The sequence below is a fragment of the Actinomadura kijaniata NBRC 14229 genome, assembly GCF_001552175.1.
Lineage (GTDB): Bacteria > Actinomycetota > Actinomycetes > Streptosporangiales > Streptosporangiaceae > Spirillospora > Spirillospora kijaniata.
On sequence record NZ_BCQR01000126.1, the window covers coordinates 1 to 21,012 of the forward strand.

General features: G+C 73.8%; 23 protein-coding genes. 7 read left to right on the forward strand and 16 right to left on the reverse strand.

Annotated elements, in window-relative coordinates:
* The 10 genes from AKI01S_RS33175 to AKI01S_RS33220 form a co-directional block, all read right to left on the reverse strand.
* Window positions 1–283, reverse strand: a 283-nt coding sequence (locus tag AKI01S_RS33175) for a class I SAM-dependent methyltransferase (protein ID WP_157420326.1), incomplete at its 3' end; no start/stop codon positions are given.
* 180 nt (window positions 284–463) lie between these two features.
* The gene (locus AKI01S_RS33180; protein WP_067826598.1) at window positions 464–1,018 is read right to left on the reverse strand and encodes an RICIN domain-containing protein; all 555 of its coding nucleotides are present in this window, start codon (window positions 1,016–1,018) and stop codon (window positions 464–466) included.
* A 151-nt stretch (window positions 1,019–1,169) separates the two neighbouring features.
* Window positions 1,170–1,784, reverse strand: coding sequence for a C39 family peptidase (locus AKI01S_RS33185; RefSeq protein ID WP_067826604.1), 615 nt, complete (start codon window positions 1,782–1,784; stop codon window positions 1,170–1,172).
* A 119-nt stretch (window positions 1,785–1,903) separates the two neighbouring features.
* Window positions 1,904–3,274 (reverse strand): alpha/beta fold hydrolase, encoded by a 1,371-nt coding sequence (locus tag AKI01S_RS33190; protein WP_067826609.1) that lies wholly within the window; start codon window positions 3,272–3,274, stop codon window positions 1,904–1,906.
* Window positions 3,275–3,439: 165 nt separating this feature from the next.
* Complete coding sequence (locus AKI01S_RS33195; protein WP_067826614.1) at window positions 3,440–3,646, reverse strand: hypothetical protein; 207 nt, start codon at window positions 3,644–3,646, stop codon at window positions 3,440–3,442.
* A 631-nt stretch (window positions 3,647–4,277) separates the two neighbouring features.
* Window positions 4,278–4,754, reverse strand: coding sequence for a hypothetical protein (locus AKI01S_RS33200; RefSeq protein ID WP_067826617.1), 477 nt, complete (start codon window positions 4,752–4,754; stop codon window positions 4,278–4,280).
* A gap of 104 nt (window positions 4,755–4,858) precedes the next feature.
* Window positions 4,859–5,779 carry an ABC transporter substrate-binding protein gene (locus AKI01S_RS33205; RefSeq protein ID WP_067826621.1) on the reverse strand — a complete coding sequence of 307 codons (921 nt, stop codon included), beginning with the start codon at window positions 5,777–5,779 and terminating at the stop codon, window positions 4,859–4,861.
* A 32-nt stretch (window positions 5,780–5,811) separates the two neighbouring features.
* Entirely contained in the window at window positions 5,812–6,504 is a 693-nt protein-coding gene (locus AKI01S_RS33210) for an ABC transporter permease (protein WP_067826624.1), read from the reverse strand.
* A complete protein-coding gene (locus AKI01S_RS33215; protein WP_067826627.1) occupies window positions 6,501–7,226 on the reverse strand; it encodes an ABC transporter permease in 726 nt (241 codons plus the stop codon). The genes AKI01S_RS33210 and AKI01S_RS33215 overlap by 4 nt, the downstream gene beginning before the upstream one ends.
* Complete coding sequence (locus AKI01S_RS33220; RefSeq protein WP_281186167.1) at window positions 7,223–8,002, reverse strand: ABC transporter ATP-binding protein; 780 nt, start codon at window positions 8,000–8,002, stop codon at window positions 7,223–7,225. Before AKI01S_RS33220 ends, AKI01S_RS33215 begins: the two co-directional genes overlap by 4 nt.
* Before the next feature lie 214 nt (window positions 8,003–8,216).
* Here AKI01S_RS33220 and AKI01S_RS33225 point away from each other — a divergent pair, with 214 nt between their 5' ends.
* Complete coding sequence (locus tag AKI01S_RS33225) at window positions 8,217–9,692, forward strand: aromatic amino acid ammonia-lyase (protein ID WP_084000493.1); 1,476 nt, start codon at window positions 8,217–8,219, stop codon at window positions 9,690–9,692.
* Here the strand turns inward: AKI01S_RS33225 and AKI01S_RS33230 are convergent.
* The gene (locus AKI01S_RS33230; RefSeq protein WP_067826637.1) at window positions 9,689–10,687 is read right to left on the reverse strand and encodes a LacI family DNA-binding transcriptional regulator; all 999 of its coding nucleotides are present in this window, start codon (window positions 10,685–10,687) and stop codon (window positions 9,689–9,691) included. The genes AKI01S_RS33225 and AKI01S_RS33230 overlap by 4 nt on opposite strands.
* Window positions 10,688–10,816: 129 nt before the next feature.
* On the opposite strand from AKI01S_RS33230, the gene AKI01S_RS33235 reads away from it, so the two are divergent.
* Complete coding sequence (locus AKI01S_RS33235) at window positions 10,817–11,716, forward strand: amidohydrolase family protein (protein ID WP_067826640.1); 900 nt, start codon at window positions 10,817–10,819, stop codon at window positions 11,714–11,716.
* Between the two features lie 5 nt (window positions 11,717–11,721).
* Window positions 11,722–12,252: a cysteine dioxygenase gene (locus AKI01S_RS33240; protein ID WP_067826684.1), complete on the forward strand. Its 531-nt coding sequence runs from the start codon at window positions 11,722–11,724 to the stop codon at window positions 12,250–12,252.
* Window positions 12,253–12,256: 4 nt separating this feature from the next.
* On the opposite strand, the gene AKI01S_RS33245 is transcribed toward AKI01S_RS33240, so the two are convergent.
* Window positions 12,257–12,943: a tetratricopeptide repeat protein gene (locus AKI01S_RS33245; RefSeq protein WP_067826643.1), complete on the reverse strand. Its 687-nt coding sequence runs from the start codon at window positions 12,941–12,943 to the stop codon at window positions 12,257–12,259.
* Between the two features lie 196 nt (window positions 12,944–13,139).
* Between AKI01S_RS33245 and AKI01S_RS33250 the strand changes: the two genes are divergently transcribed.
* From AKI01S_RS33250 to AKI01S_RS33265, 4 genes are all read left to right on the forward strand, one after another.
* Window positions 13,140–13,883, forward strand: coding sequence for an SGNH/GDSL hydrolase family protein (locus AKI01S_RS33250; RefSeq protein ID WP_067826647.1), 744 nt, complete (start codon window positions 13,140–13,142; stop codon window positions 13,881–13,883).
* A gap of 115 nt (window positions 13,884–13,998) precedes the next feature.
* Window positions 13,999–14,904, forward strand: a complete 906-nt coding sequence (locus AKI01S_RS33255) for a LysR family transcriptional regulator (RefSeq protein WP_067826650.1) — start codon at window positions 13,999–14,001, stop codon at window positions 14,902–14,904.
* 145 nt (window positions 14,905–15,049) lie between these two features.
* Entirely contained in the window at window positions 15,050–15,559 is a 510-nt protein-coding gene (locus AKI01S_RS33260; RefSeq protein ID WP_245681882.1) for a cysteine dioxygenase family protein, read from the forward strand.
* A complete protein-coding gene (locus AKI01S_RS33265) occupies window positions 15,556–16,644 on the forward strand; it encodes a YeiH family protein (protein ID WP_245681883.1) in 1,089 nt (362 codons plus the stop codon). Before AKI01S_RS33260 ends, AKI01S_RS33265 begins: the two co-directional genes overlap by 4 nt.
* 53 nt (window positions 16,645–16,697) lie before the next feature.
* On the opposite strand, the gene egtD is transcribed toward AKI01S_RS33265, so the two are convergent.
* From egtD to egtA, 4 genes are read right to left on the reverse strand one after another with little or no spacing between them, the layout of a single operon-like run.
* Window positions 16,698–17,645 carry an L-histidine N(alpha)-methyltransferase gene (gene egtD, locus AKI01S_RS33270; protein ID WP_067826657.1) on the reverse strand — a complete coding sequence of 316 codons (948 nt, stop codon included), beginning with the start codon at window positions 17,643–17,645 and terminating at the stop codon, window positions 16,698–16,700.
* 13 nt (window positions 17,646–17,658) lie between these two features.
* Entirely contained in the window at window positions 17,659–18,393 is a 735-nt protein-coding gene (egtC, locus tag AKI01S_RS33275; protein ID WP_067826659.1) for an ergothioneine biosynthesis protein EgtC, read from the reverse strand.
* Entirely contained in the window at window positions 18,393–19,715 is a 1,323-nt protein-coding gene (gene egtB, locus AKI01S_RS33280) for an ergothioneine biosynthesis protein EgtB (protein WP_067826661.1), read from the reverse strand. The genes egtC and egtB overlap by 1 nt, the downstream gene beginning before the upstream one ends.
* 25 nt (window positions 19,716–19,740) lie before the next feature.
* Window positions 19,741–20,943, reverse strand: coding sequence for an ergothioneine biosynthesis glutamate--cysteine ligase EgtA (gene egtA, locus AKI01S_RS33285; RefSeq protein ID WP_067826689.1), 1,203 nt, complete (start codon window positions 20,941–20,943; stop codon window positions 19,741–19,743).
* Window positions 20,944–21,012 lie beyond the last annotated feature (69 nt).

Here is a 21,012-nt window from a genome sequence, read left to right on the forward strand (position 1 = left end):
GATGCGGGTACTCCTGCCGGGCCAGCTCGATCATCGCCGGTGACGCGTCGACGCCGAAGGCGGTCACGCCGAGGGAGGCCAGCCGCGCCGTGACGCCGCCGGGACCGCACCCGAGATCGGCCACCGGCCCACCGCCCGTGGCCCATACGTGTTCGGCGAACGCGGTGACCAGGGCGCGGTCCAGCGGATGCCCTTCGACCGAGTCGCGGAACAGCTCGGCGTAAAGGGTGGCGACGGCGTCGTAGGCCGCCCGGGTGGCGCCCAGGGAGGAGGACTCGATCATGGTGAGCGAACCTAGCCCGCCCGACCAAGGCCCACATAACCCAGCCCGAGCCCCATCCTCGCGTGCGGGGATGGTTCCGCTGGGATCCATCTAGTGTTCGCCGCGCTGCGATGCTCTTCGCGTATGCGGGAGGGGTCGGCCCGAGCGAGCGCTTTGGGCTCGGTCGGGCCGACGTTCAGGTCAGTAGCGCTTCCAGACGCGCTTGTTGCCGCCGGTGTTGCAGGGGTCCATGCGGAAGTAGACGGAACCCGGGTAGGTGGACACGCACTTCCCGCTGCGCTTGCCCTTGAGCTTGCCGGTTGCGCCGCCGGTCCACTTCCACACCTGGCCCTTGCTGTCGTTGCACTTGGCCATCCGCACGATGTTGCGGTGGTAGTTGTCCAGGCAGATCTTCGTGTTGATCAGCGGCCGGAAGGTGCCGTCGTTGTAGACGACCCAGAGCTGGTGCTTGATGTCCCTGTGGCCGGCGCGGTGACAGGGAACGAGGCGGACGGCCGCGTTGCCCGGGTTCTTCCTGCTGTCCAGGCACTTGCCCGTCGACTTGCTCTTGTACTGGCGCGACGTGATCATCACGCGGACGTCGGAGTCCCCGGTGGCAGGCGTCTGGGCCGCGGTCTGCGCCTGGGGGGCGGCCGGTGCCTGGGGGGCGGTGGTCGCGGCGGTGGCGGCGGGTGCGGTGGCCGTCAGGACGGCTCCGGCGGAGGCCAGGGCGAGGACGAGCTGCTTGGCGTTCAAACGGGTTCCTTTCAGGAGGTCCTGATCGGGCCGATCAGGACGGAGAGCGCACGGCGACGAGAGTGTCGGTGGATGATGGGATCCGGCCGGTTCGCGTCGGTGGGCGCGGAGGTCTCGGCGGAGGGCGCTGGCTCCCGCAGTGGCGGGAGGGTCAGCCTGTGATGATGCGCATTCCTCGGTTCTTCATGGCGGCGTACGACTTGGCGGCCGAGGCGCTGTGGCGGGAGTTGTCCGCCGGGTCCCACCAGTAGATCGTGTTGCCCGAGTAGCCGTAGGCGACGATCGCGTGGGAGGCGCCGCGGGTGCCGGTCTTGCGCCACGGCTTCCACTGCGACCAGACCGAGACGTAGACGGCGTGGCCGCGGTTGACGGACGCCCTGATCTCGTTCCTCATCCGTGTCGCCGAGCCCACGTTGTTGAAGTCGTAGGTGTGCCTTCCGGCCATCTGGTTGAGCGTGTTGAGGACCCTGCGGATCTCGGTCCCGCTCGGCTTGGTCTTCATGTGCCTGGCGAGCTGGGCCTGGCTCGGCAGGCGCGAGCCGCTGCGGTGCCGGGTGGCCATCGCGCGCACGGCGGCGGGGGCGCACCAGTAGCTCTTCTGCTGCTTCTGCGTCTTGATCGTCAGCTTCTTGGCGGCCTGCGCCTCGACCGGCTTGGCGACCGACACCTGCGGGAGGGTCGCGGCCTGGGCGTTGGCCGTGCCGAGGGGCGCGGTCAGCGCGGCGGCGAGGAGGGTCGTGGTGACGATCGTGCGGGATTTCCTCATGCCGGGAAGCTATTGGCGGTCCCGTCCAGCGGGACAGGGCTCCTGGCACTGTTCGACTAGTGCCGGGAAGCCATTGGTCCTCCGGCCGGCCCCCGCGCGGTGGCGGGGGCCGGTGGGGCTCATCCGGCGTTGATCAGGTAGGTGACCTCGCGGGACTGGGTGGGCGGGTCGTTGAAGTAGGCCGTGTGGCCCACGCCCTTCCAGACGAGGAGCTTCGAGCCCTTGATCTGGCGGGCCAGGCCCCGACCCCACTTCTCGGGGGTCGCCGGGTCGGTCGTGCTGCCCACGATGAGGACGGACCCGGTGTTCTTCACCGGGATCGGGCCCCAGGGGTTGGCCGGGCGGATCGGCCAGCCCAGGCAGCCGGTCTGGATGTCCCAGCCTTCGACGTAGCCGCCGGTGGTGGGGGCGGCCTTGCGGATCTCGCGCTGGCGGGCCGCCAGGTCCCTGCGGCCGCGGACGTCGCTGGGGAAGTCGTGGCAGGCGATGGTGCGGTAGGCGGCGCCGCTGGAGACGTCGGTGGCGAACCGGGCCGCGTTGGGCGGTGTCGCCGTGGCGTCGCGGATGCCCTTGGCCAGCTGGGTCCAGCCCGTGGCGGGGAAGGCCATCAGGTTGTAGGTGTTGTAGGCGATCTGCGGTGCGGTGACGCCGGCCGGGTGGCCCTCGGCCGGGATCGGGTGGCGGCGGGCCTTGGCGAGGAGCTCGCGGTACGCGGTCTTCACGTCCTTGCCGTGCATCGCGCACTTGGCGTCCTCGCGGCACCACCCGGCGAACTTGGTGAACGCCTCCTCGGTCTCGCGCGCCTCGTCGAGGGCCATGCGGCGGGAACGGACGGTGTGGTCCACCGGGCCGTCGAGGACCGCTGCCCGCACGCGCTCGGGGTACATGCGCGCGTAGGTGCTCGCCAGCAGGGTCCCGTAGGACAGGCCCAGCCAGTTCACCTTCCGCTCGCCCAGCGCCTTCCGGACGGCGTCGAAGTCGCGGGCCGCGCTGGGGGTGTCCACGTGATTGATCAGCGGGCCGGTGGCGCGGGCGCAGCCCGTGCCGACCTCCTTGTTGTAGGCGACCAGTTGTTCGTACTGCTTCCGGGTCCGGGGGAACTGGTCGGGGCCCAGGGTGGGTTTCTCGCAGGTGATCGCGGGGGTGCTCTCGCCGACGCCGCGCGGGTCCACTCCGACGATGTCGAAGCGTTCCCGCAGGGCGGCGGGGAACGCCATCGTCGCGTAGTCCCGCAGCATGGGCCGCGCGGGGCCGCCCGGTCCCCCGGGGTTGAAGAACAGGACCCCGACGCGGCGGCCCGGGCCGGCGGCCTTCAGGCGGCTCAGCGCCAGGGTGATCCGGCCGCGGTCCGGCCGGTCCCAGTCCATCGGCACCTGGAGGGTGGCGCACTCGGCGCCGTGTTTCCCGCAGGGCTGCCAGGAGATCGGGGCGGCCTGGACGGGCGTCGTTCCCGTCGTCCCGGCCAGGAGCAGTGTCAGTAGGACGCGCATGCCTCCTCCTCTCGTCGTGTTGACGATCTTGTCGCGGCGGGGGCGGGGCGCCCATCGGCCGGAAGGGGGAGCGCCATCGGCCGGATGGCCGGTTGTCGTCAGCGGTCCAGGAGGGAGACGAGGAGTTCGAGGGCCGCGTCCGCTCTGGCGAGGTCGAGGTCAGCATCAGGTCCAGCTCCAGGCCGGTGACGGCCGCCATGACCAGCGTCGCCAGCGCGTCGGAGCCGGTGGCCGCGCGTTCGTGGAAGCCGGGGAAGCGGTCCGGGTGCGGTTGGCGAGGACGAGCAGTTCCAGCCACAGGCGCAGGTAGGAACGCGCGCCGGGGTCGCGGGTGGTGCGCCGGTAGTGCCGCGGCAGGTCGGCGTTCGGCATCCCGGGGGATCTGCCCGGCGGGCAGGGGCGCTGGCGCGGCGGTACGGGCGGGAGGCGGCGGTGGCGATGCGGCGGGCCGCGTTCGACGCCGCGCGGGAGGTGCGACGGGTCACCGAGCGGGAGGGCATCGACTGCTGGGCGGTGCGCGGCGGCTCGCGTTGACCGAGGGCCAGGTCCGGGAGCTCGCCGGGATCGTCCGGGCGCGGCGTCGGGGATCCTGCCCGGCCGGAACGCCGGGAGGAGAGCGTTCAGGACCGACTCCTCGCCACGCTGCGGGAGCCGTTCCCCCGGCTGGACGGGGTCGCCGTCACGCACCGGTGGCACGGGCCCATCGGGTTCGATCCGGGGACGGGCCTCGCTCGGGCGGGTGACTACGGCGGTGACGGCGTCGCCCTGTCCGACCTGGCCGGGTGCATCCTGGTCGCGCTGGTCGCGGGCGTGGACTCCCCCGGCGCGCGGCCGTGCCGGGTCGGGCACCGGTCGCCGCGCTGGGAGTCCGAGCCGTTGCGGAGGTGGGGGATCGGCGCGGTGAACGCGCCGGCCCACGGGGTGGGCCGCTACAAGGCGCGGTCGCCGCCCCGTGCGGGTCGGGGCGCTGCTGACGCGTGTGCTCGGGATGGGGTGACCGGGGTCAGGAGGCGGGGGCGAGCCTCAGGACGGCGGATCCGCCGTTGATGGCCACGGCCGTGACCTTCAGGTCGTTCTGGCTGCCGGTGCTGGCGGGGCCCAGGGTGAGGGTGAACTTCCCTCCCGCGCTGGAGGAGCTGCACTTCACGCCGGTGCAGAACCCGCCGGTGCGGCTCCCCAGGGGACGCCCGACGAGGGTGACGGTGTCGGGGCCGACCGACTGCACCCGCACGGAGGCGACCTGGAGCCTGCGGGGCACCGGAAGGTCCGCCGGTGCGTTGACCTGGACCTCGCACTGACCGTCGGCGCACGACGTGAGGTCGGTGCCGTCCGCCGCTTTCGGCAGGGCGGACGCGCTCGGGGACTTCTTCTGCGCCGAGGCGTCCGGTGAGGAGGTGTCGGCCGGCCCGCACCCGGTCAGGACCAGCACCGCCACCGCGACCAGGCCTCGACGCCGGAACGCGCTCTGGCGGGGGGTCATGCGCACCGTTCCTCGTCATGTCGCATGTGCTCTACGTGACGCACGTTACCCCAACGCGCACGACGTGCGAAGGCCCCCGCGGCGGGGGCCCTCGCACGCGAAGGTCAGGCCAGGCCCGACTTCTTCAGCCACTCCTCGGCGACCTGCTTGGGGTCGGCCTTGTCGACCGACATCTTGGTGTTCATGTCCAGCAGGTCCTGGGTGGTGAGCTTGGCGGAGACGGCGTTCAGGACCTCCCTGGCCTTGGCGTCCACCTTGGACTTGTAGACCAGCGGCGTGACGTTCTGGGCGGGGAAGACCGACTGGGGGTCCTCCAGCGCCACGAAGCCGTTGCGGGTGATCGCCGCGTCCGTGGTGAACAGGTTGGCCGCCTGGACCTGGTCCTGCTTCAGCCGCGCCACGGTGATCGGACCCGCCACGTCCAGCGCCTTGAACTCCTTGAACTCGACGCCGTACTTGTCCTTGATGCCGACCAGGCCCGAGACGCGGGTCTTGAACTCCGGCGGGCCGCCGAACACCAGGTCCTTGGCGACCGGCTTGAGGTCGGCGATGGTCTTCAGCTTGTGCTTGTCGGCGGTGGCCTTGGTGACGACGACCGCGTCCTTGTCCTCGGCCTTGGCCGAGTCCAGGATCTCCAGCTCGGCCGGCAGCTTGGCCTTGAGCGCGGTGTTCACCTGGTCCGTGGCGGTCTGCGTGGCCTTGGGGTCGACGTGCAGCAGCAGGTTGCCGTTGTACTCGGGCACGATCGCGAGCTGGCCGCCGGAGATCGCCTTGTAGAACGCCTCGCGGGTGCCCGCCATCTTGGTCTCGGCCTTGACGCCCTTGGCCGCCAGCGCCTGGGCGTAGACCTCGCCGAGGGCGGCGCTCTCCGGGAAGTTCGCGGTGCCGATCACCAGGGCCGCGCCGCCACCGCCGCCGCCCTCGGTGCCCTTCTTGAGCGGGTCTCCCCCGTCGCCTCCGCCGCACGCCGCCAGCGCCAGCGCCCCGGCCAGCAGCACGGCGGCGCCCCGAATCTTGCGGATCATCGTTGTTTCCTTTCCCGCTGAGGATGGTGAGGTCAGGACGCCGTCGAGCGGCGCAGTCCGGGCGAGACCGCCAGCCGGTACAGCAGCGCGAACGCCGCCTGCACGGCGAACGCCAGCGCGATCACCAGGATCGCGCCGCCCGCCGTGGTGTCGTACTCCTGCCGGGCCAGGCCGTCGATGATGTAGCGGCCGAGGCCGCCGAGGCCGACGAACGCGGCGATGGCGGCGGTCGAGACGATCTGGACGGCGGCGGTGCGCAGGCCGAGCAGCACCAGCGGCAGCGCCACCGGGAACTCGACCCGCCACAGCACCTGGCGGCCGGTCATGCCCATGCCCTCGGCGGCGTCCCGCAGCCACGGCTCGACCTGCTGGACGCCGGTGTAGGCGTTGACCAGCACCGGCGGGATCGCCAGCACGATCAGCGGCAGCAGGATCGGGACCAGCTCGCTGGCGGTGAGGATCACCGCGAGGATGACCAGGCCGAGGGTGGGCAGGGCGCGGGCGCCGTTGGCGGCGGCGACCACGGCGAAGCCCAGGACCGAGGCGGCCCGGCCCCGCCGGACGTGGCCGAGCAGCAGCCCCAGTGGCAGGGCGACCAGCACGGTGATCAGGAACGCCAGCCCGGAGTACAGCAGGTGCTCGGCGACCCGGTGGGGGATGCCGTCGGGACCGCTCCACTGGGCGGGCTCGCCGAACCAGCGCAGGGCCTCCAGGATCGCGTTCACGGGGCCGTCCTCTCCGGGCTCGCGAGCCGCGCGCGGGACGCCCGCGCGTCACGGGCCCCGGCGCGCGCCCACGGCGTCAGCAGCCTCTGGAGCGCCAGCAGCAGCCCGTCGGCGACCAGGGCCAGCGCGATGGTCAGCACGATGCCGACGACGATGGGGGTCGGGAAGTCGCGGTTGAAGCCGTCGGTGAACAGGTCGCCGAGCCCGCCGACGCCGATCAGCGCGCCGACGCTGACCAGGCTGATGTTCGACACGGTCGCGACCCGCAGCCCCGCCATCACGACGGGGACGGCGATCGGCAGCTCCACCCGCACCAGCCGCCGGACCGGGCCGAAGCCGATCGCGACGGCCGACTGGCGGACGTGGTCGGGCACCGCCGCCAGGCCGTCCACCACGGACGGGACCAGCACCGACAGCGTGTAGAGCGCCAGCGGGATCATGACGGTGGTGCGGCTGCCGATCCCGGTGAACGGGATCAGCATGATGAACACCGCGATCGCGGGCAGCGCGTACAGGGCGTTGGTGACGCCGAGCACCGGCGGGTAGATCCGCCGCCAGCGCGCGCAGGCCAGCCCGATCGGCAGCGCGGCGGCCAGGCCCACCAGGATCGGGACGACCGACATCAGCACGTGGTCGGCCAGCAGGGAGCCGATCTCGCCGAGGTTGCGGCCGATCCAGTCCCAGCGGACCAGCGGTTCGCCCTCGGTCACCAGGGGGATCACCGGTCGGCCGCCTCGGTTCCGGCGCCGGGCTCGGCGTCGAGTTCCTGGGTGAACCGCAGGCGGCGGATGCCCTTGTCGCCGCCGAGGAAGTCGCGGACGAAGTCGTTCGCGGGCGCGGCGAGCAGCTCGTCGGGCGTGGAGTACTGGGCGAGCGTGCCGCCGACCTGGAACACCGCGATGCGGTGGCCGAGCTTGACGGCCTCGTCGATGTCGTGGGTGACGAACACGATGGTCTTCTCCAGCTCGTCCTGGAGGCGCAGGAACTCGTCCTGGAGGCTGGCGCGCACGATCGGGTCGACGGCGCTGAACGGCTCGTCCATCAGCAGGATCGGCGGGTCGGCGGCCAGCGCGCGGGCGACGCCGACGCGCTGCTGCTGGCCGCCCGACAGCTGGGCCGGGTAGCGGGTGGCGAGCGCGGGGTCGAGGCCGACGCGGGCCATCAGCTCGCGGGCGGTGCGGCGGGACCGCTTCTTGTCCTGGCCGAGCAGGTCCGGCACGGTCGCGATGTTGTCGACGATCGTGCGGTGGGGGAACAGCCCGGCCTGCTGGATGACGTAGCCGATGCCCCGGCGCAGCGTGGGCGGGTCGATGTCGGCGACGTTCCGGCCGTCCACGGTGATGGTGCCCTCGGTGGCCTCCACCATCCGGTTGATCATGCGCAGCGTGGTCGTCTTGCCGCAGCCCGACGGCCCCACCAGCACGGTGATGCGGCCCGCCGCGATCTCCAGGTCGAGATGGTCGACGGCGACGGTGCCGTCCGGGTAGCGCTTCGTCACGCCGGTAAAGCTGATCAAACGGGTCACGTCCTCGGGGCGGCGTCACCGCAACGCCGTCGTTCCGGTTCGAGTGTCGGGTGGTGGTGCGGGTGATGATCGGTTGCGACTTTTACCCAACCGTAGCCATCTGACACTCTCAAGCGCCGGTACGGCGGGGTCAAGCTCATAATCCCGATATTAATCACCGTAATACTGGGGAAAGTAGCGTGAGGCCGTGCAGAACAGTCGAATCGTTATCGACGGGACCTCGCTCACCTGCCCGCTGGTCGCCCGCGCGGCCCGCGGGGACGTGATCATCACCATAGACCCGGCGGGCGTGTCGCGGGCCCGCGCCGCATGGCGGACGGCCCGCGCGGTGGCCGCCGAACGCCCCGTCTACGGCCGCACGACCGGCGTCGGCGCCAACCGCGTGGTGGACGTGGAGTGGGAGGACGCCGACGCGCACGGGCTGCGGCTGCTGCGCAGCCACGCGGCCGGGGCCGGGCCGCTGGTCGCGCCCGAGATCGTGCGCGCGATGCTGACGGTGCGCCTCAACCAGCTCGCCGCCGGCGGCTCGGGCGTGGACCCCGGCGTGCTCCAGGCCCTCGCCGACGCCCTCAACCTGGGACTGCTGCCACCTGTCCCGGTCTACGGGGCGATCGGCACCGGCGACCTGACGGCGCTGGCGTCGACCGCGCTGTGCCTGCTGGGCGAGCGCGCCTGGCTCGGCGGACCGGACGCGGGCGTGGCGCGCGGCCCCGGCTTCCGCCTCGGCTCGGCCGACGCGCTGGCGTTCATCAGCTCCAACGCCGCCACGCTCGGCGAGGCCGCCCTCGCCGTCGCCGACCTGCGCACGCTGTTGGACGCCGCGACGGTGGTGACGGCGCTGTCGCTGCTGGCGGTGCGCGGCTCGGAGGAGCCCTACGCGCCGACCGTCCACGAGGCGTGCCCGCACCCCGGCCAGGTCGAGGCCGCGGCGGCGGTGCGGACGCTGCTGGCGTTCGACCACCCGACGCCCGCGCGCATCCAGGACCCGTACGGCTACCGGGCGTTCCCGCAGGTCCACGGCCCGGCGCTGGAGGCGGCGCGGTACGCCGAGGACGTCGTCACCCGCGAGATCAACGCGGCGGCCGAGAACCCGCTGATCGACGTCGCGGGCCACACCGCCTGGCACAACGGCAACTTCCACACCGCCTACGCCGGGCTGGCGCTGGACGCGGCGCGGGCGGCGCTGTTCCAGACGATGGCGCTGTCGGCGGCGCGGCTGGGCACGCTGACCGAGCCGTCGTTCACGGGGCTGTACCCGTTCCAGGCGGCCACCGAGGCGTCGTCGGGGATCATGATCCTGGAGTACGTGGCGCACTCGGCGCTGGCCGACGTGCGGCGGCTGGCGACCCCGGCGGCGCTGGGCAGCGCGGTGCTGTCGCGGGGCGTGGAGGAGCACGCGGGGTTCTCCACGCAGTCGGCGCGGGCCACCACCGACGCGCTGGCCGCCTCCCGGATCGGGCTGGGCTGCGAGCTGGTCGCGGCGGTGCGGGCGCTGCGGATGCAGGGCCGCGCCCCGGCGGGCGGGCCGCTGCGGGCCGCCTACGACGTCGCCGCCGCCGTGCTGGACGACCGCGTGGAGGACCGCCCCCTGGACGCCGACATCGCCACCGCCGCCGACGCCCTGCCCGCGATCGCCCGCCTGCTCCCCCCGCCCCTCCCCTAACCCCCGGTGGAGGCGCGGACCAGGAGGGTCGGCTCGCGGACGACGCGGCGTTTGCGGGGTTTGCCGTCGATGACGTCCACGATCAGGCGGACGGCGGCGTGCACGATGCCCTCGATGTCCCAGTCCACGGTGGTCAGCGGCGGGGTGAGCAGCGCCGACATCGGGTGGTTGTCGTAGCCGCACACCGCGACGTCGCCGGGGACGTCCAGCCGCAGCGTCCGCGTCGCCGCGTACACCCCGTAGGCGATCACGTCGGAGAAGCAGAACACCGCCGAGGGACGGTCCCGGTCGCCCAGCACCTCGGTGGCGACGGCGGTGGCCTCGGCGAGCGACTGCGGCGCGACGACCACCTTCACGCGCAGGCCGAGCCGCTGGGCCTCGGCGTTGACATGGACGTCGGCGGGCCGGTCGGGGGTGCTGTCCCGCGTCGGCGTGAACACCGCGATCCGGTCGTGGCCCCGTTCCCGCAGGTGCTCCAGCGCGAGCGTCACGCCGCGCCGGTTGTCGAAGACGACCTCGCCGTGGGACCGGCCGCCGTGCAGCGCGTCGCCGATCGACACCACCGGCACCGTCTCGGCCAGCTCCGACCACAGCGCGGCCGACGGGTCGAGGGGCTGCACGATCAGGCCGTCCACGCGCTGGTCGCGCAGGCGGCGGGCCAGCGCCAGCTCGCGTTCGGGGTCGCCGCCCGCGTCCACCATCAGCGCGTACCGGTCCCGCGCCAGCAGCGACCGGCCGATCCCGACCGCCAGGGACTGCTGCCAGTAGTCCTCCAGCGAGCCGCACAGCAGCCCCACCATGTCGGTGCGCCCGCTGGCCAGCGCGCGGGCGATCGGGTGCGCCTCGTAGCCGAGCTCGGCCGCGGCGGCGCGGACCCGCTCCTGGGTCTCCTCGGAGGTCTGGATGCCGCGCAGCGCGTACGACACCGCGGCGGGTGAGAGCCCGGTCGCCTGCGCCACCTCCCGGATGGTCGCCCGCTTCCTCCTGTCCGCCACGGGTCCAACCCTACGGGGTGGGACCGACGGTTTCCGGGTGGGAAGGGCGGCCGCGTCTTGACGAACGGGTTACTGAACCGCTTCACTGAAACGGTTAACTGATCCGGTTCAGCAAAGGAGCGGCAGCGCGTGCCCGGCATCGACGTGCACCAGCACCTGTGGGGACCCCCGCTGGTCACCGCGTTGCGGGCGCGCCGGACACCCCCGTTCCTGGACGGCTGGACGCTGCATCTGACCGGCGAGCCGCCCTACGAGGTGGACCCCGCCGACCACGACCCCGCCCGCCGCGCCGCCCTCGCCCGCGCCGACGGGCTCGACCGGGCGCTGGTGTCGCTGTCCACGCCGCTCGGGATCGAGTGGCTGCCCCCCGCAGAGGCCCGCCCGTTGTTGGACGCCTACCACGAGGGCGCCGCGGCGCTGCCGGAGCCGTTCGGCGCGTGGGCCGCGGCGAACGTCGCCGAGATCGACACCCGCGCCGTCGCCGAGGCCCTGGACGCGGGCTTCGTCGGCCTGCAACTCCCCGCCAACGCCCTGGTCGACCCCGCCGGTTACGACCGCTGCGCGCCGCTGCTCCGCCTGCTGGAGGAACGGGACCTGCCCCTGTTCCTCCACCCCGGCCCCGCGCCCGCCGCGCCCGGCGTCCCCGCCTGGTGGCCCGCGCTCGTGCCGTACGTGCAGCAGATGCACGCGGCGTGGTACGCGTTCCGCGCGTTCGGGCGGGAGCGGCACCCGGGGCTGCGGGTGTGCTTCGCCATGCTCGCCGGGCTCGCCCCGCTGCACGGCGAACGCCTGGCCGCGCGCGGCGGCGGACGCGGCGAGGTCGACCCGAACGCGTTCGTCGAGACCTCCTCCTACGGCCCGCGCGCCGCCGACGCCGTCGTGCGCGCGCTGGGCGTCGACGTGGTCGCGCACGGCACCGACCGGCCGTACGCCGACCCCCGCGACCTCGCGCTCGGCGAGGCCGCCCACCACGCGTTCCGCGTGGCCAACCCGCACCGCCTACTGCACGGAGAGGAGCTGAAGCCGTGACGACCATGCCGTCTGACGTCCTGCCCCCGGGGGCGACGACCTGTCTGAACGACCTGCCCGCGCGCGTCCTCGACAAGCGCGAGCTGCGCGCCCTGGTCGACGCGCTGGCCGACGAACCCGGCCTGTGGCGGCAGCACGTCGTCTTCTCCTCCGGGCAACGCCACTACGCCTCCCTGTACCGCGACGAGTACGTGGACGTGTGGCTGCTGTGCTGGACGCCGGAGAACGACACCGGCTGGCACGACCACGACGTGTCCTCCGGCGCGGTCCGGGTCGTGGCGGGCGAGCTGGAGGAGTGCAACCCGCGCATCGGCGGCGACCACGTGCGCGTGCCGGTCGGGGAGGGGGCGTCGTTCTGCTTCGGCCCCGACCACATCCACCGCCTGGTGGGCTCGGCCGAGGCGAGCGTGTCGATCCACGCCTACTCGCCGCCGCTGTGGCGGCTCGGGCAGTACTCCATCGACGACGACGGGGTGATGCGGCGGGTCTCGGTGAGCTACGCCGACGAGCTTCGGCCCATGGAGTCGCCCGCCTAACCGGTCAGTCGCAGGGATGGTCGTGCTGGGCCGCCCGCTCCTCCCAGGAGCGGGCGGCCTCCTCGTCCCCGCGTTCGCGTTCCAGGTCGGCCAGGTGGCACAGGACGTGCCAGGACTCGGCCTCGACGGCGCGGCGCCACCAGCGTTCGGCCCCCGCCAGGTCACCGCGGTCCTTCAGCGCCGCGCCGTACCAGAACAGCACGCTCGGGCGGTCCTCCTCCTCCGCGAGGCGGTCGCACTGCGGGGCCAGGGCCAGCCACTCCTGGGCGGCGGCCAGGTCGCCGCGTTCGCGTTCCAGTTCGGCGAGCTCGCCGCAGGCGAACCCGAGGCCCCGGTCGACGGCGCGCCACCACCACCGCTCCGCCTCGGCCGACTCGCCGCGCTTCCTCAGCAGCACCCCGAGGTTGAACATGGCGACGGTCTGCCCCGCCTCGGCCCCGCGACGGCACCACTCCACGGCCTCGTCGCGGCGGCCCTGCCGCTCCAGGCAGCCGACGAGCCCCGCGATGCCGCCGGCGTCCCCGGTCTCGGCGGCGAGCCGGAACCAGCGTTCCGCCTCCACCGGATCCTCCCGGTCGTTGAGGAGGTGCGCTCCGAGATCGACGGCCGCGGCCGGATCACCCTCCTCGGCCCGGACGCGCAGCGCGCGTTCGGTCGAGTTCCCGCGCTGGAACCACCGTCGAAGGCCCACAACGGTGGATCATGCCGGAGGCGTTCGGCTCCGGACAGGTGCTGGCCACCACCGGCCCGACCGGCGACCCGTCCGGTGACCGGCGCGGACGCCCCCGTGTCCGACAGTGAGGGACGACATTCGGCATTGGCCACCATTGATGGGGTGTATCAGTAAAATCGGCGCGACGTTCACTCCCCCTTCGCTTGGTGGTCCCATGTCTTCTCGCCGCGCGCGCCGCGGCGCGGCGATGGCCGCGCTGTGCCTCGGCGTCCTGCCGGTGGGCGGCTGCTCGGCGCTGTCCGGGCAGGTCCAGCGGCCCGCGACGGCCGCCGCCAAGCCGAGGCCGGGGGCACCGGTCGTGATGTTCCTCGGCGACAGCTACACCGTCGGGGAACGCGGCAGCCTGCCGGAGAACACCTACGCGGCGGCGACGGCGCGGCTGCTGGGCTGGCAGGTGATCATCGGGGGCCGCGGCGGCACCGGGTTCGTGGCGACCGGCGGACGCGGGCAGCCGTTCCCGCTGCTGTTCGAGAGCCAGCTCGGCTGGCGGCCCGCCCCCGACCTGCTGATCGTCTCCGGCGGGCACAACGACTGGAAGTACCCGCCGCCGCAGGTCGCCGCGGGCGCGCGCGAACTGCTGGAGCGGGCCCGGCAGCGCTGGCCCGGCACCCGGCTGGTGCTGATCGGCCCGATCTGGGGCAGCGAACGCCCCCCGGCCCCCGCCCTGGCCGGCCGGGACGCCCTGCGCGCCGTGGCCACCGACCTGGGCGTGCCGTTCATCGACCCGATCGCGTCCCGCTGGATCACCGGCAGCCGGGCGACCGGCACCGGCAACGCCCCCGAGTTCATCCGCCCCGACGGCGTCCACCCGACCGTGGCGGGCCACCGTCACCTGGCGGCCCGCCTGGCGGGTGAGCTGCGCGGGCTGAACCTGGCCCGCCCCGCCGCCAGGATCTAGAGGTCCCGTCCCGGGACGCCGGTGACGGCGGCACGGCCACCACAGTGGCGTGAAGCCGGCATGACGAAACCCAGGCGTAGAGGGTCCTGATCCCAAGTTCTGCTTATGATTCATCATGCTCGAGTCGCGGCACCTGAAGACGTTCCTGGAAGTGGTGCGCGCGGGCTCGTACTCGGCGGCGGCCCGGAGTCTGGGGTACACCCAGCCCGCGGTCACCCAGCAGATGAAGGCGCTGGAGCGGGCGGTGGGGACACCGCTGTTCATCCGGGTGGGACGGGGCTTCCGGCTGACCGAGGCGGGGGCGGCGCTGGTCCGGCACGCCGAGGTCATCATGGGCGACCTGATGGCGGCGCAGCAGCAGTTGCGCGCCCTGGCCAAGCTGGAGTCGGGGCTGGTGCGGCTGTGCGCGTTCCCCAGCGCCAACGCCACCATCGTGCCGATGACGGTGGCCAGGCTCATGGCCGCCCATCCCGGGGTCCGGGTCGAGTTGCAGGAGGCCGAGCCGCCCGAGTCGCTGCACCGGCTGCGGCGCGGCGAGTGCGACGTCGCGCTCGCCTTCACCTACGCGGGCATGCAGACCGAGCACCCGCCGGAGGTGGTGCGGATCGCGTTGACCGAGGACCTGCTGACGGTGCTGCTGCCGACCGGGCACCCCCTGGCCCGCCACCACTTCGTCCGGCTCGCCGACCTGAACGGCGAGAGGTGGATCGCCGGTTGCCCGCGATGCCGGGCCAACCTGCTGCGCCTGTGCGCCGAGGAGGGGTTCGTGCCGGACGTGGTGTTCTCCACCGACGACAACCTGGCGGTGCAGAGCCTGGTGGCGACCGGGGTGGGAATCGCGCTGATGCCGGCGCTGGTGCTGTCCTTCCTGTGCCACCCGGAGGTGACGGGACGGATGGTGACGGGGCGTCCGGCCCGGCAGGTGTACGCCTACGTGATGGACGATCACCAGCGCGTCCCGACGATCAGGCTGCTGGTCGAGGAGCTCAGGAGCGTCGCGGCGGCGCGGACCGGCTGCTAGGACGCCCCTTCCATAAGCCGCTCTTTGAGAGTGGCCAAAAAGTTGTCGTTGGACGTTATGGAAAGGGCGAGCCAATGCTGCTGCCATGACTGCAACGCCCGCTTCCGCGGGAACCGCCGCCGGAAGCACCCCACTTCTCGATTCCGTGACCGGAGCGGTCCGCGAGATCGTCGGGCGGCGGCTGCACCCGCAGCCGACGGCCGAACTGGTCGGCGCGGCGCTGCGAGGCCATCTGGGGGCGCCCGGCCTGCTCGCCGCCCCTCACTGCGAGGGCCATCCCGACCGGTACCGCCAGCACCTGCTCCACCGCGAACCCGACGGGACCTTCTCGATCGTCGCGCTGGTCTGGCTTCCCGGCCAGCGGACCCCGATCCACGACCACGTGTCCTGGTGCGTGGCCGGCGTTCACCAGGGCCAGGAGAGCGAGCAGCGCTACCGGGTGGTGTCCGACGGGCCCACCCCGCGCCTGGTCCTGTTCGAGGAGGTGCTCAACCCCGTCGGCGCGATCTCGGCGATCGCCCCTCCCGGCGACATCCACCGGGTGCGCAACGCGGGCGCCGCCAAGGCGATCTCGATCCACGTCTACGGCGCCGACGTCGCCGCGCTGGGCTCCAGCATCCGCCGGACCTACCCGGCTCCGCCCGAGGGGACATGAGCGGGTCCACGGACCTGCCCGCCCCGCGAACGGTCGCGGCCCGCCCCCGGACCCCGCGCACCGCGCGCCGCCGGAGGGCCGCGCGCCGGGGGACGGGGGTGCGCCGCGCCGCGCCGGGTCTGGCCATGGCCGCCGCCGGGGTCGCCCTGGCCGAGTCCGCCCACGCCCTGGTGCCCGCGGTCCCGACGCTCACGATGGCCGTGGCGCTGGGAATGGCGGCGGCGCACCTGCCGGGCCTGCGCCCGGTCGTGCGGGGAGCGGCCCGGCCGGGGCTGGGCGTCGCCGCGAGGCGGCTGATGCGATCGGCGATCGTCCTGCTCGGCCTGCAGTTGAGCCTGTCGCAGGTGCTCGGCCTGGGGTGGGCGACGGCGCTGATGGTGCTGGGCGTGGTCGTGGTGACCTTCCTGGGCACCTGGTGGCTGGGCGGGCGCATCGGCCTGCCCGGGGACCGGCCGCTGCTGGTCGCCACCGGCTACTCGATCTGCGGCGCCTCGGCCATCGGGGCGGTCAGCCAGGTGACCGGCAGCGACGACGAGGACGTCGCCGACTCGGTGGCGGTGGTGACGCTGTGCGGCACCCTGGCGATCGCGGTGCTGCCGCTCCTGCACCATCCCCTGGGGCTGACCGCGGTGTCGTTCGGCCGGTGGGTGGGGGCCAGCGTGCACGACGTGGGCCAGGTGGTGGCGGCCGCGCAGACGGCGGGACCGGCCGCGTTGGCCGCGGCCGTCCTGGTCAAGCTGATGCGGGTGGTGCTCCTGGCGCCGCTGGTCGCCGTCCTCGCGGCCCGCGCGCGGCGTCGGCGCGCCGCGGGGAACGCCGTCCGCCGCCCACCGCTGGTGCCGCTGTTCGTGGTCGGATTCCTGCTGATGGTCCTGCTGGGCAGCACCGGCCTGCTCCCGCCGGGGGTCGTCGCCCTCGCCGCGACCCTGCAGGGCCTGCTGCTGGCCGCCGCGCTGTTCGCGCTCGGCGCGTCGGTGCACCTGCCGTCGCTGGCGCGGACCGGCGGCCGGATGGCCGCCCTCGGCCTGGCGTCCTGGGTCACGATCGCCGGTGTCTCCTACGTGGGCGTCCTGCTGACCGCCTGAGCGCGCCGCCTCGGCCCCGGCGGTCGCCGGGGCCGAGGAACGCCCCCACGCGGCTAGGGCACGGCCAGGCAGAGGGCGAAGTCTCCTGCCTCGTCGGTCCACAGGTGTTCCAGGGTGAGGCCCGCCGCGCCCAGTTCGTTCTCCAGGCGGGCCCTGCGGAACTTCGCGGAGATCTCGGTGCGCATCTCCTCGCCCGCCTCGAACGTCACCGTCAGGTCCAGCGCCCCGACCCGCACGGTCTGGTCGCGGGTGGAGCGCAGTCGCATCTCGATCCACTCGTGGGCGTCGTCCCAGAGCGCGACGTGCTCGAACGACGCCACGTCGAAGTCGGCGTCCAGCTCGCGGTTGATCACGTGCAGGACGTTGCGGTTGAACTCCGCGGTCACCCCGGCGGCGTCGTCGTAGGCGCGGACGAGGCGGGCGGTGTCCTTCACCAGGTCAGCGCCCAGCAGCAGCGCGTCGTCGTCGCCCATGGTGGCGCGCAGGCCGCCGAGGAACGCCACGCGGGTGACCGGCGGCATGTTCCCGATGGTGCCGCCGAGGAACGCGACCAGGCGGCGTTCCCCGCCGGGCAGCAGGTGCAGGTGCTGCTCGTAGTCGGCGACGACGGGGTGGACGGTGATGCCGGGGTGGTCGGCGGCCAGCGCGGCGGCGGACTCGGCGAGGAAGTCGCCGCTGACGTCCACCGGGACGTAGGTCCGCAGCGTGCCGCGCAGGGCGTCCAGCAGCAGGCGGGTCTTCTCGCCCGAGCCCGCGCCCAGTTCCAGCAGGGTGCGGGCCCCGGTGATCTCGGCGATCTCGGGGGCGCGGGCGGTGAGGATCTCGCGTTCGCGGCGGGTGGGGTAGTACTCCTCCAGCGCGGTGATCTTCTCGAACAGGCCGCTGCCGCGCTCGTCGTAGAACCACTTGGGCGGCAGCGTCTTGGGCTCGGCGGTCAGGCCCTCGCGCACGTCGCCGCGGAGGCTCTTGGCGAGGTCGTCGGCGGTCAGGAACAGATCCACGGAAAGGCTCTCCTTACAGGGGGGTGACGCGGACGCCGGACGCCGGGTCGGCGGTGACGAGGCTGTGGTCGGGAACCCGCCGCCAGGCGGGGTCGTCGTCGAGCGGCTCGGAGGAGATCCACAGGCCGTCCGGGGCGGCGCGGGTGAACAGGGAGTCGCCCCAGGTCGTGGCGGCCAGCGCGGCGCCGTCGGCGGCCAGCAGGTTGTAGCGGCCCGGGGCGAGCGCGGTGACGGTCCGCACGGTCTCGGCCAGGCCGTCGCCGAGCGGCGCCCCCTCCCGCCAGTGCCGGGCGGCCAGCGCGAACACCAGCGCCGAGTCGACCGGGGCCCGCGCGTCGGGGACCTCCGCCAGGTCCCCGGCCAGCTCGCGGAGCTTGCCCTCGGCGGCGTCGAAGTCCTCGACCTTGCCGTTGTGGCTGAACAGCCGGGTCCCGGCCCGGAACGGCTGCGCGCACGACTCGTCCACCGGGAACCGCGTGGTCGCCGACCGGAGCGCCGCGACCGCGCATGCGGCCTCCACGGCCCGCGCGACCTCCCGGAACGACCGGTCCGTCCAGATCGGCTGGGCGCGCCGGAACCGCACGGCCTCGCCCCGGTGGTACCAGCCGACGCCGAACCCGTCGGCGTTGAGCAGGTTCCCCTGGGTCATGCGGGGCGCGTAGGACTGGCGTTCCAGCGAGTGCGACCCGTCGAAGATCAGCGACTCCAGTGTCCGCGCCCGGCCGAGGTATCCCAGATGGCGGCACATCAGGCGGCGTCCCGGGCGCAGCGGAACCCGGCGAAGATCTGCCGCCGGATCGGGTAGTCCCAGTTGCGGAACGTGTTGCGCACCGCCAGCGGGTGCGTCGCCCACGACCCGCCGCGCAGCACCTTGTAGTCGGGGCCGAAGAAGACCTCCGAGTACTCCTTGTACGGGAAGGACCGGAACCCCGGATACCCGTGGAAGTCGCTGGCGGTCCACTCCCACACGTCCCCGACGAGCCGCCGCACCCCGTAGGCCGACTCCCCGTCCGGGAACGCCCCGGCGGGGGACGGCCGCAGCAGGCGCTGTCCCAGGTTGGCGCGGCCCTCGGCGTACTCGTCGCCCCACGGGTAGCGGCGCGCCCGGTCCGCGCCGGGCCCCCAGGCGGCGGCCTTCTCCCACTCGGCCTCGGTGGGCAGCCGCTTGCCCGCCCAGCGCGCGTAGGCGTCGGCCTCGTACCAGCACACGTGCTGCACGGCCTCGTCGGGCGGAACGTCCTCCACCCGCCCGAAGCGCCGCCGCACCCACCGGGTCCCCTCGCGCGACCAGAACGCGGGGGCGCGCTTGCCGGAGGAGGTGCGCCACTCCCAGCCCGCGGGCGTCCACCATTCGGGGCGGTCGTAGCCGCCCTCCTCCATGAACGCCAGGTAGGCGGCGTTGGTGACGGGCTCGGTGTCGATGTAGTAGGCGGGCAGGTCCACGACGTGGCCGGGGCGTTCGTTGTCGTAGGCCCACGGGTCGTCGGAGGCGCCCATCACGAACGGGCCCGCCTCGACCAGCACCTCGCCGGTGGCCGGGGCCCTGCGCTCCCCCGCGCCGCCGGGCGGGTCGAGCAGCGCGGGCGCGCCCCTGCGCAGCTGGTGGGTGGCGAGCATCGTCTCGTCGTGCTGGTGCTCGTGCTGCACGACCATCCCGTACACGAACCCGCCCGCCGTCAGCGGGTCGCGGGGGTCGAACCGCACCCGGCCGAGCGAGTCCAGCACCTTCGCCCGCACCGTGGAGATGTAGGCGCGGGCCTCCTCCGGCGGCAGCAGCGGCAGCGAGGGCCGTTCGGCGCGCGGGTGCTCGAACGCGTCGTACAGCGTGTCGATCTCCGGGCGCATCGGGTCGATCCCGGCGGCGGCGCGCAGCAGCCACAGTTCCTCGTAGTTGCCGACGTGCGCCAGGTCCCACACCAGCGGGGACATCAGCGGCGAGACCTGGGCGGTCAGCTCCGCGCCGTCCAGGACCTCGGTGGTCAGGCCGAGACTGCGGTCCCGTACGGCCCCGAGCTCGTCGGCGATCAGTTCTTTCAGGGCGTGCTCGTCGAGCGCGCTCAACGCGACCATGCGTTCCTCTCCAGGGGGTGACTCGTCAGGGCCGGGCGGGGGCGGCCGCGGGTTGCGGGGGGACGACGTCGTCGGCGGGGGAACGGCCCCGCTCGACGTAGCGGCGGGCGTACTCGTCCACCAGCGGGGCCAGGGCCTCGGCGCCGAGCCGGGGCAGCGCCTCCAGCGCGGCGGCGAAGCAGGCCGCGGCGGCGGCCGCCAGCTCCGGGTCGGTGAGGCCGTCGCGCGCGGCCTCGGCCCACCGCCCGGCGACCGGTCCGGTCACGGCCTCGGCGATCCGGGAGGCGGCGGGGTCGTCCAGCAGCGCCGTGGCGACGGCCACCGGCACCGGCCACCACGGGCCGGGCAGCGCGTCGATCATCCGCAGCTCCAGCCAGCCGCGCGGCCGGACCGGCGGGAACAGCGTGGACAGGTGGTAGACCAGGTCGTCCAGGCCCGGTTCGCCGGTCGCGATCCACTCGGCGAACGTCATCCCCGGATCCGAACGCCACTCCCCGTCCCCGGTCCGCACCAGCATCACCCGCGCGTCCAGCGCGTACCGGGCCCACTCGGCGGCCGGGTCGGACCCGTCGCCCAGCACCGGCAGCGTCCGGCAGGGGTCCAGCCCGTGCCAGATCGCCTGGCGGGTGGAGCGCAGGCCGGTGGGGCGCCCGGCGCGCAGCGGCGAGTTCGCGAACGCCGCCACCAGCACCGGGCCCAGCGCGTGCGCCAGCCGCCAGCGCCGCGCCGCGTCCGCCGGGTCCGCGCCCACGTCCAGGCACACCTGCACCGAGGCCGTGGAGCACATCATGTCCATGCCGGCCTCGTCGAACCCGCCCGCCCGGTAGTACTCGCGCATCGCCCGGTAACGCGGATGGTCGGCCTGGAACAGCGGGCGCCGGTGCGGGTCGACGCCGTGCCCGGCCAGCGACAGCCCGGCGCGGGCGAGCGCCGCCCGCACGTGCGCCAGGTCCTCGGTCAGCGCCCGGTGCAGCGGCGCGAGGCCCGGGAACGGCGCGGAGCTGAGCTCCAGCTGCCCGCCGGGCTCGTAGGTGATCCGGCTGCCGCGCGGGGGCGGCCCGGCCTCGGCCAGCAGCGCCCGCACGCGCTCCCCGGCGACCGGCGCGGACGGGTCGCCGGTCTCGGTGACGAACCACTCGGTCTCCGCGCCGACCGTGCCGGGCGGGCCGTTCTTGAAGCACACGCCGCGTGTGTAGCGATGGACGTCCTGGACGCCGATCCGGGCCATGGGGGTCCCCTCGTTCGACAACGTGAGCGAGCCTTCCCAGCTGAACCGGATCAGCAATCCGACTTTTTT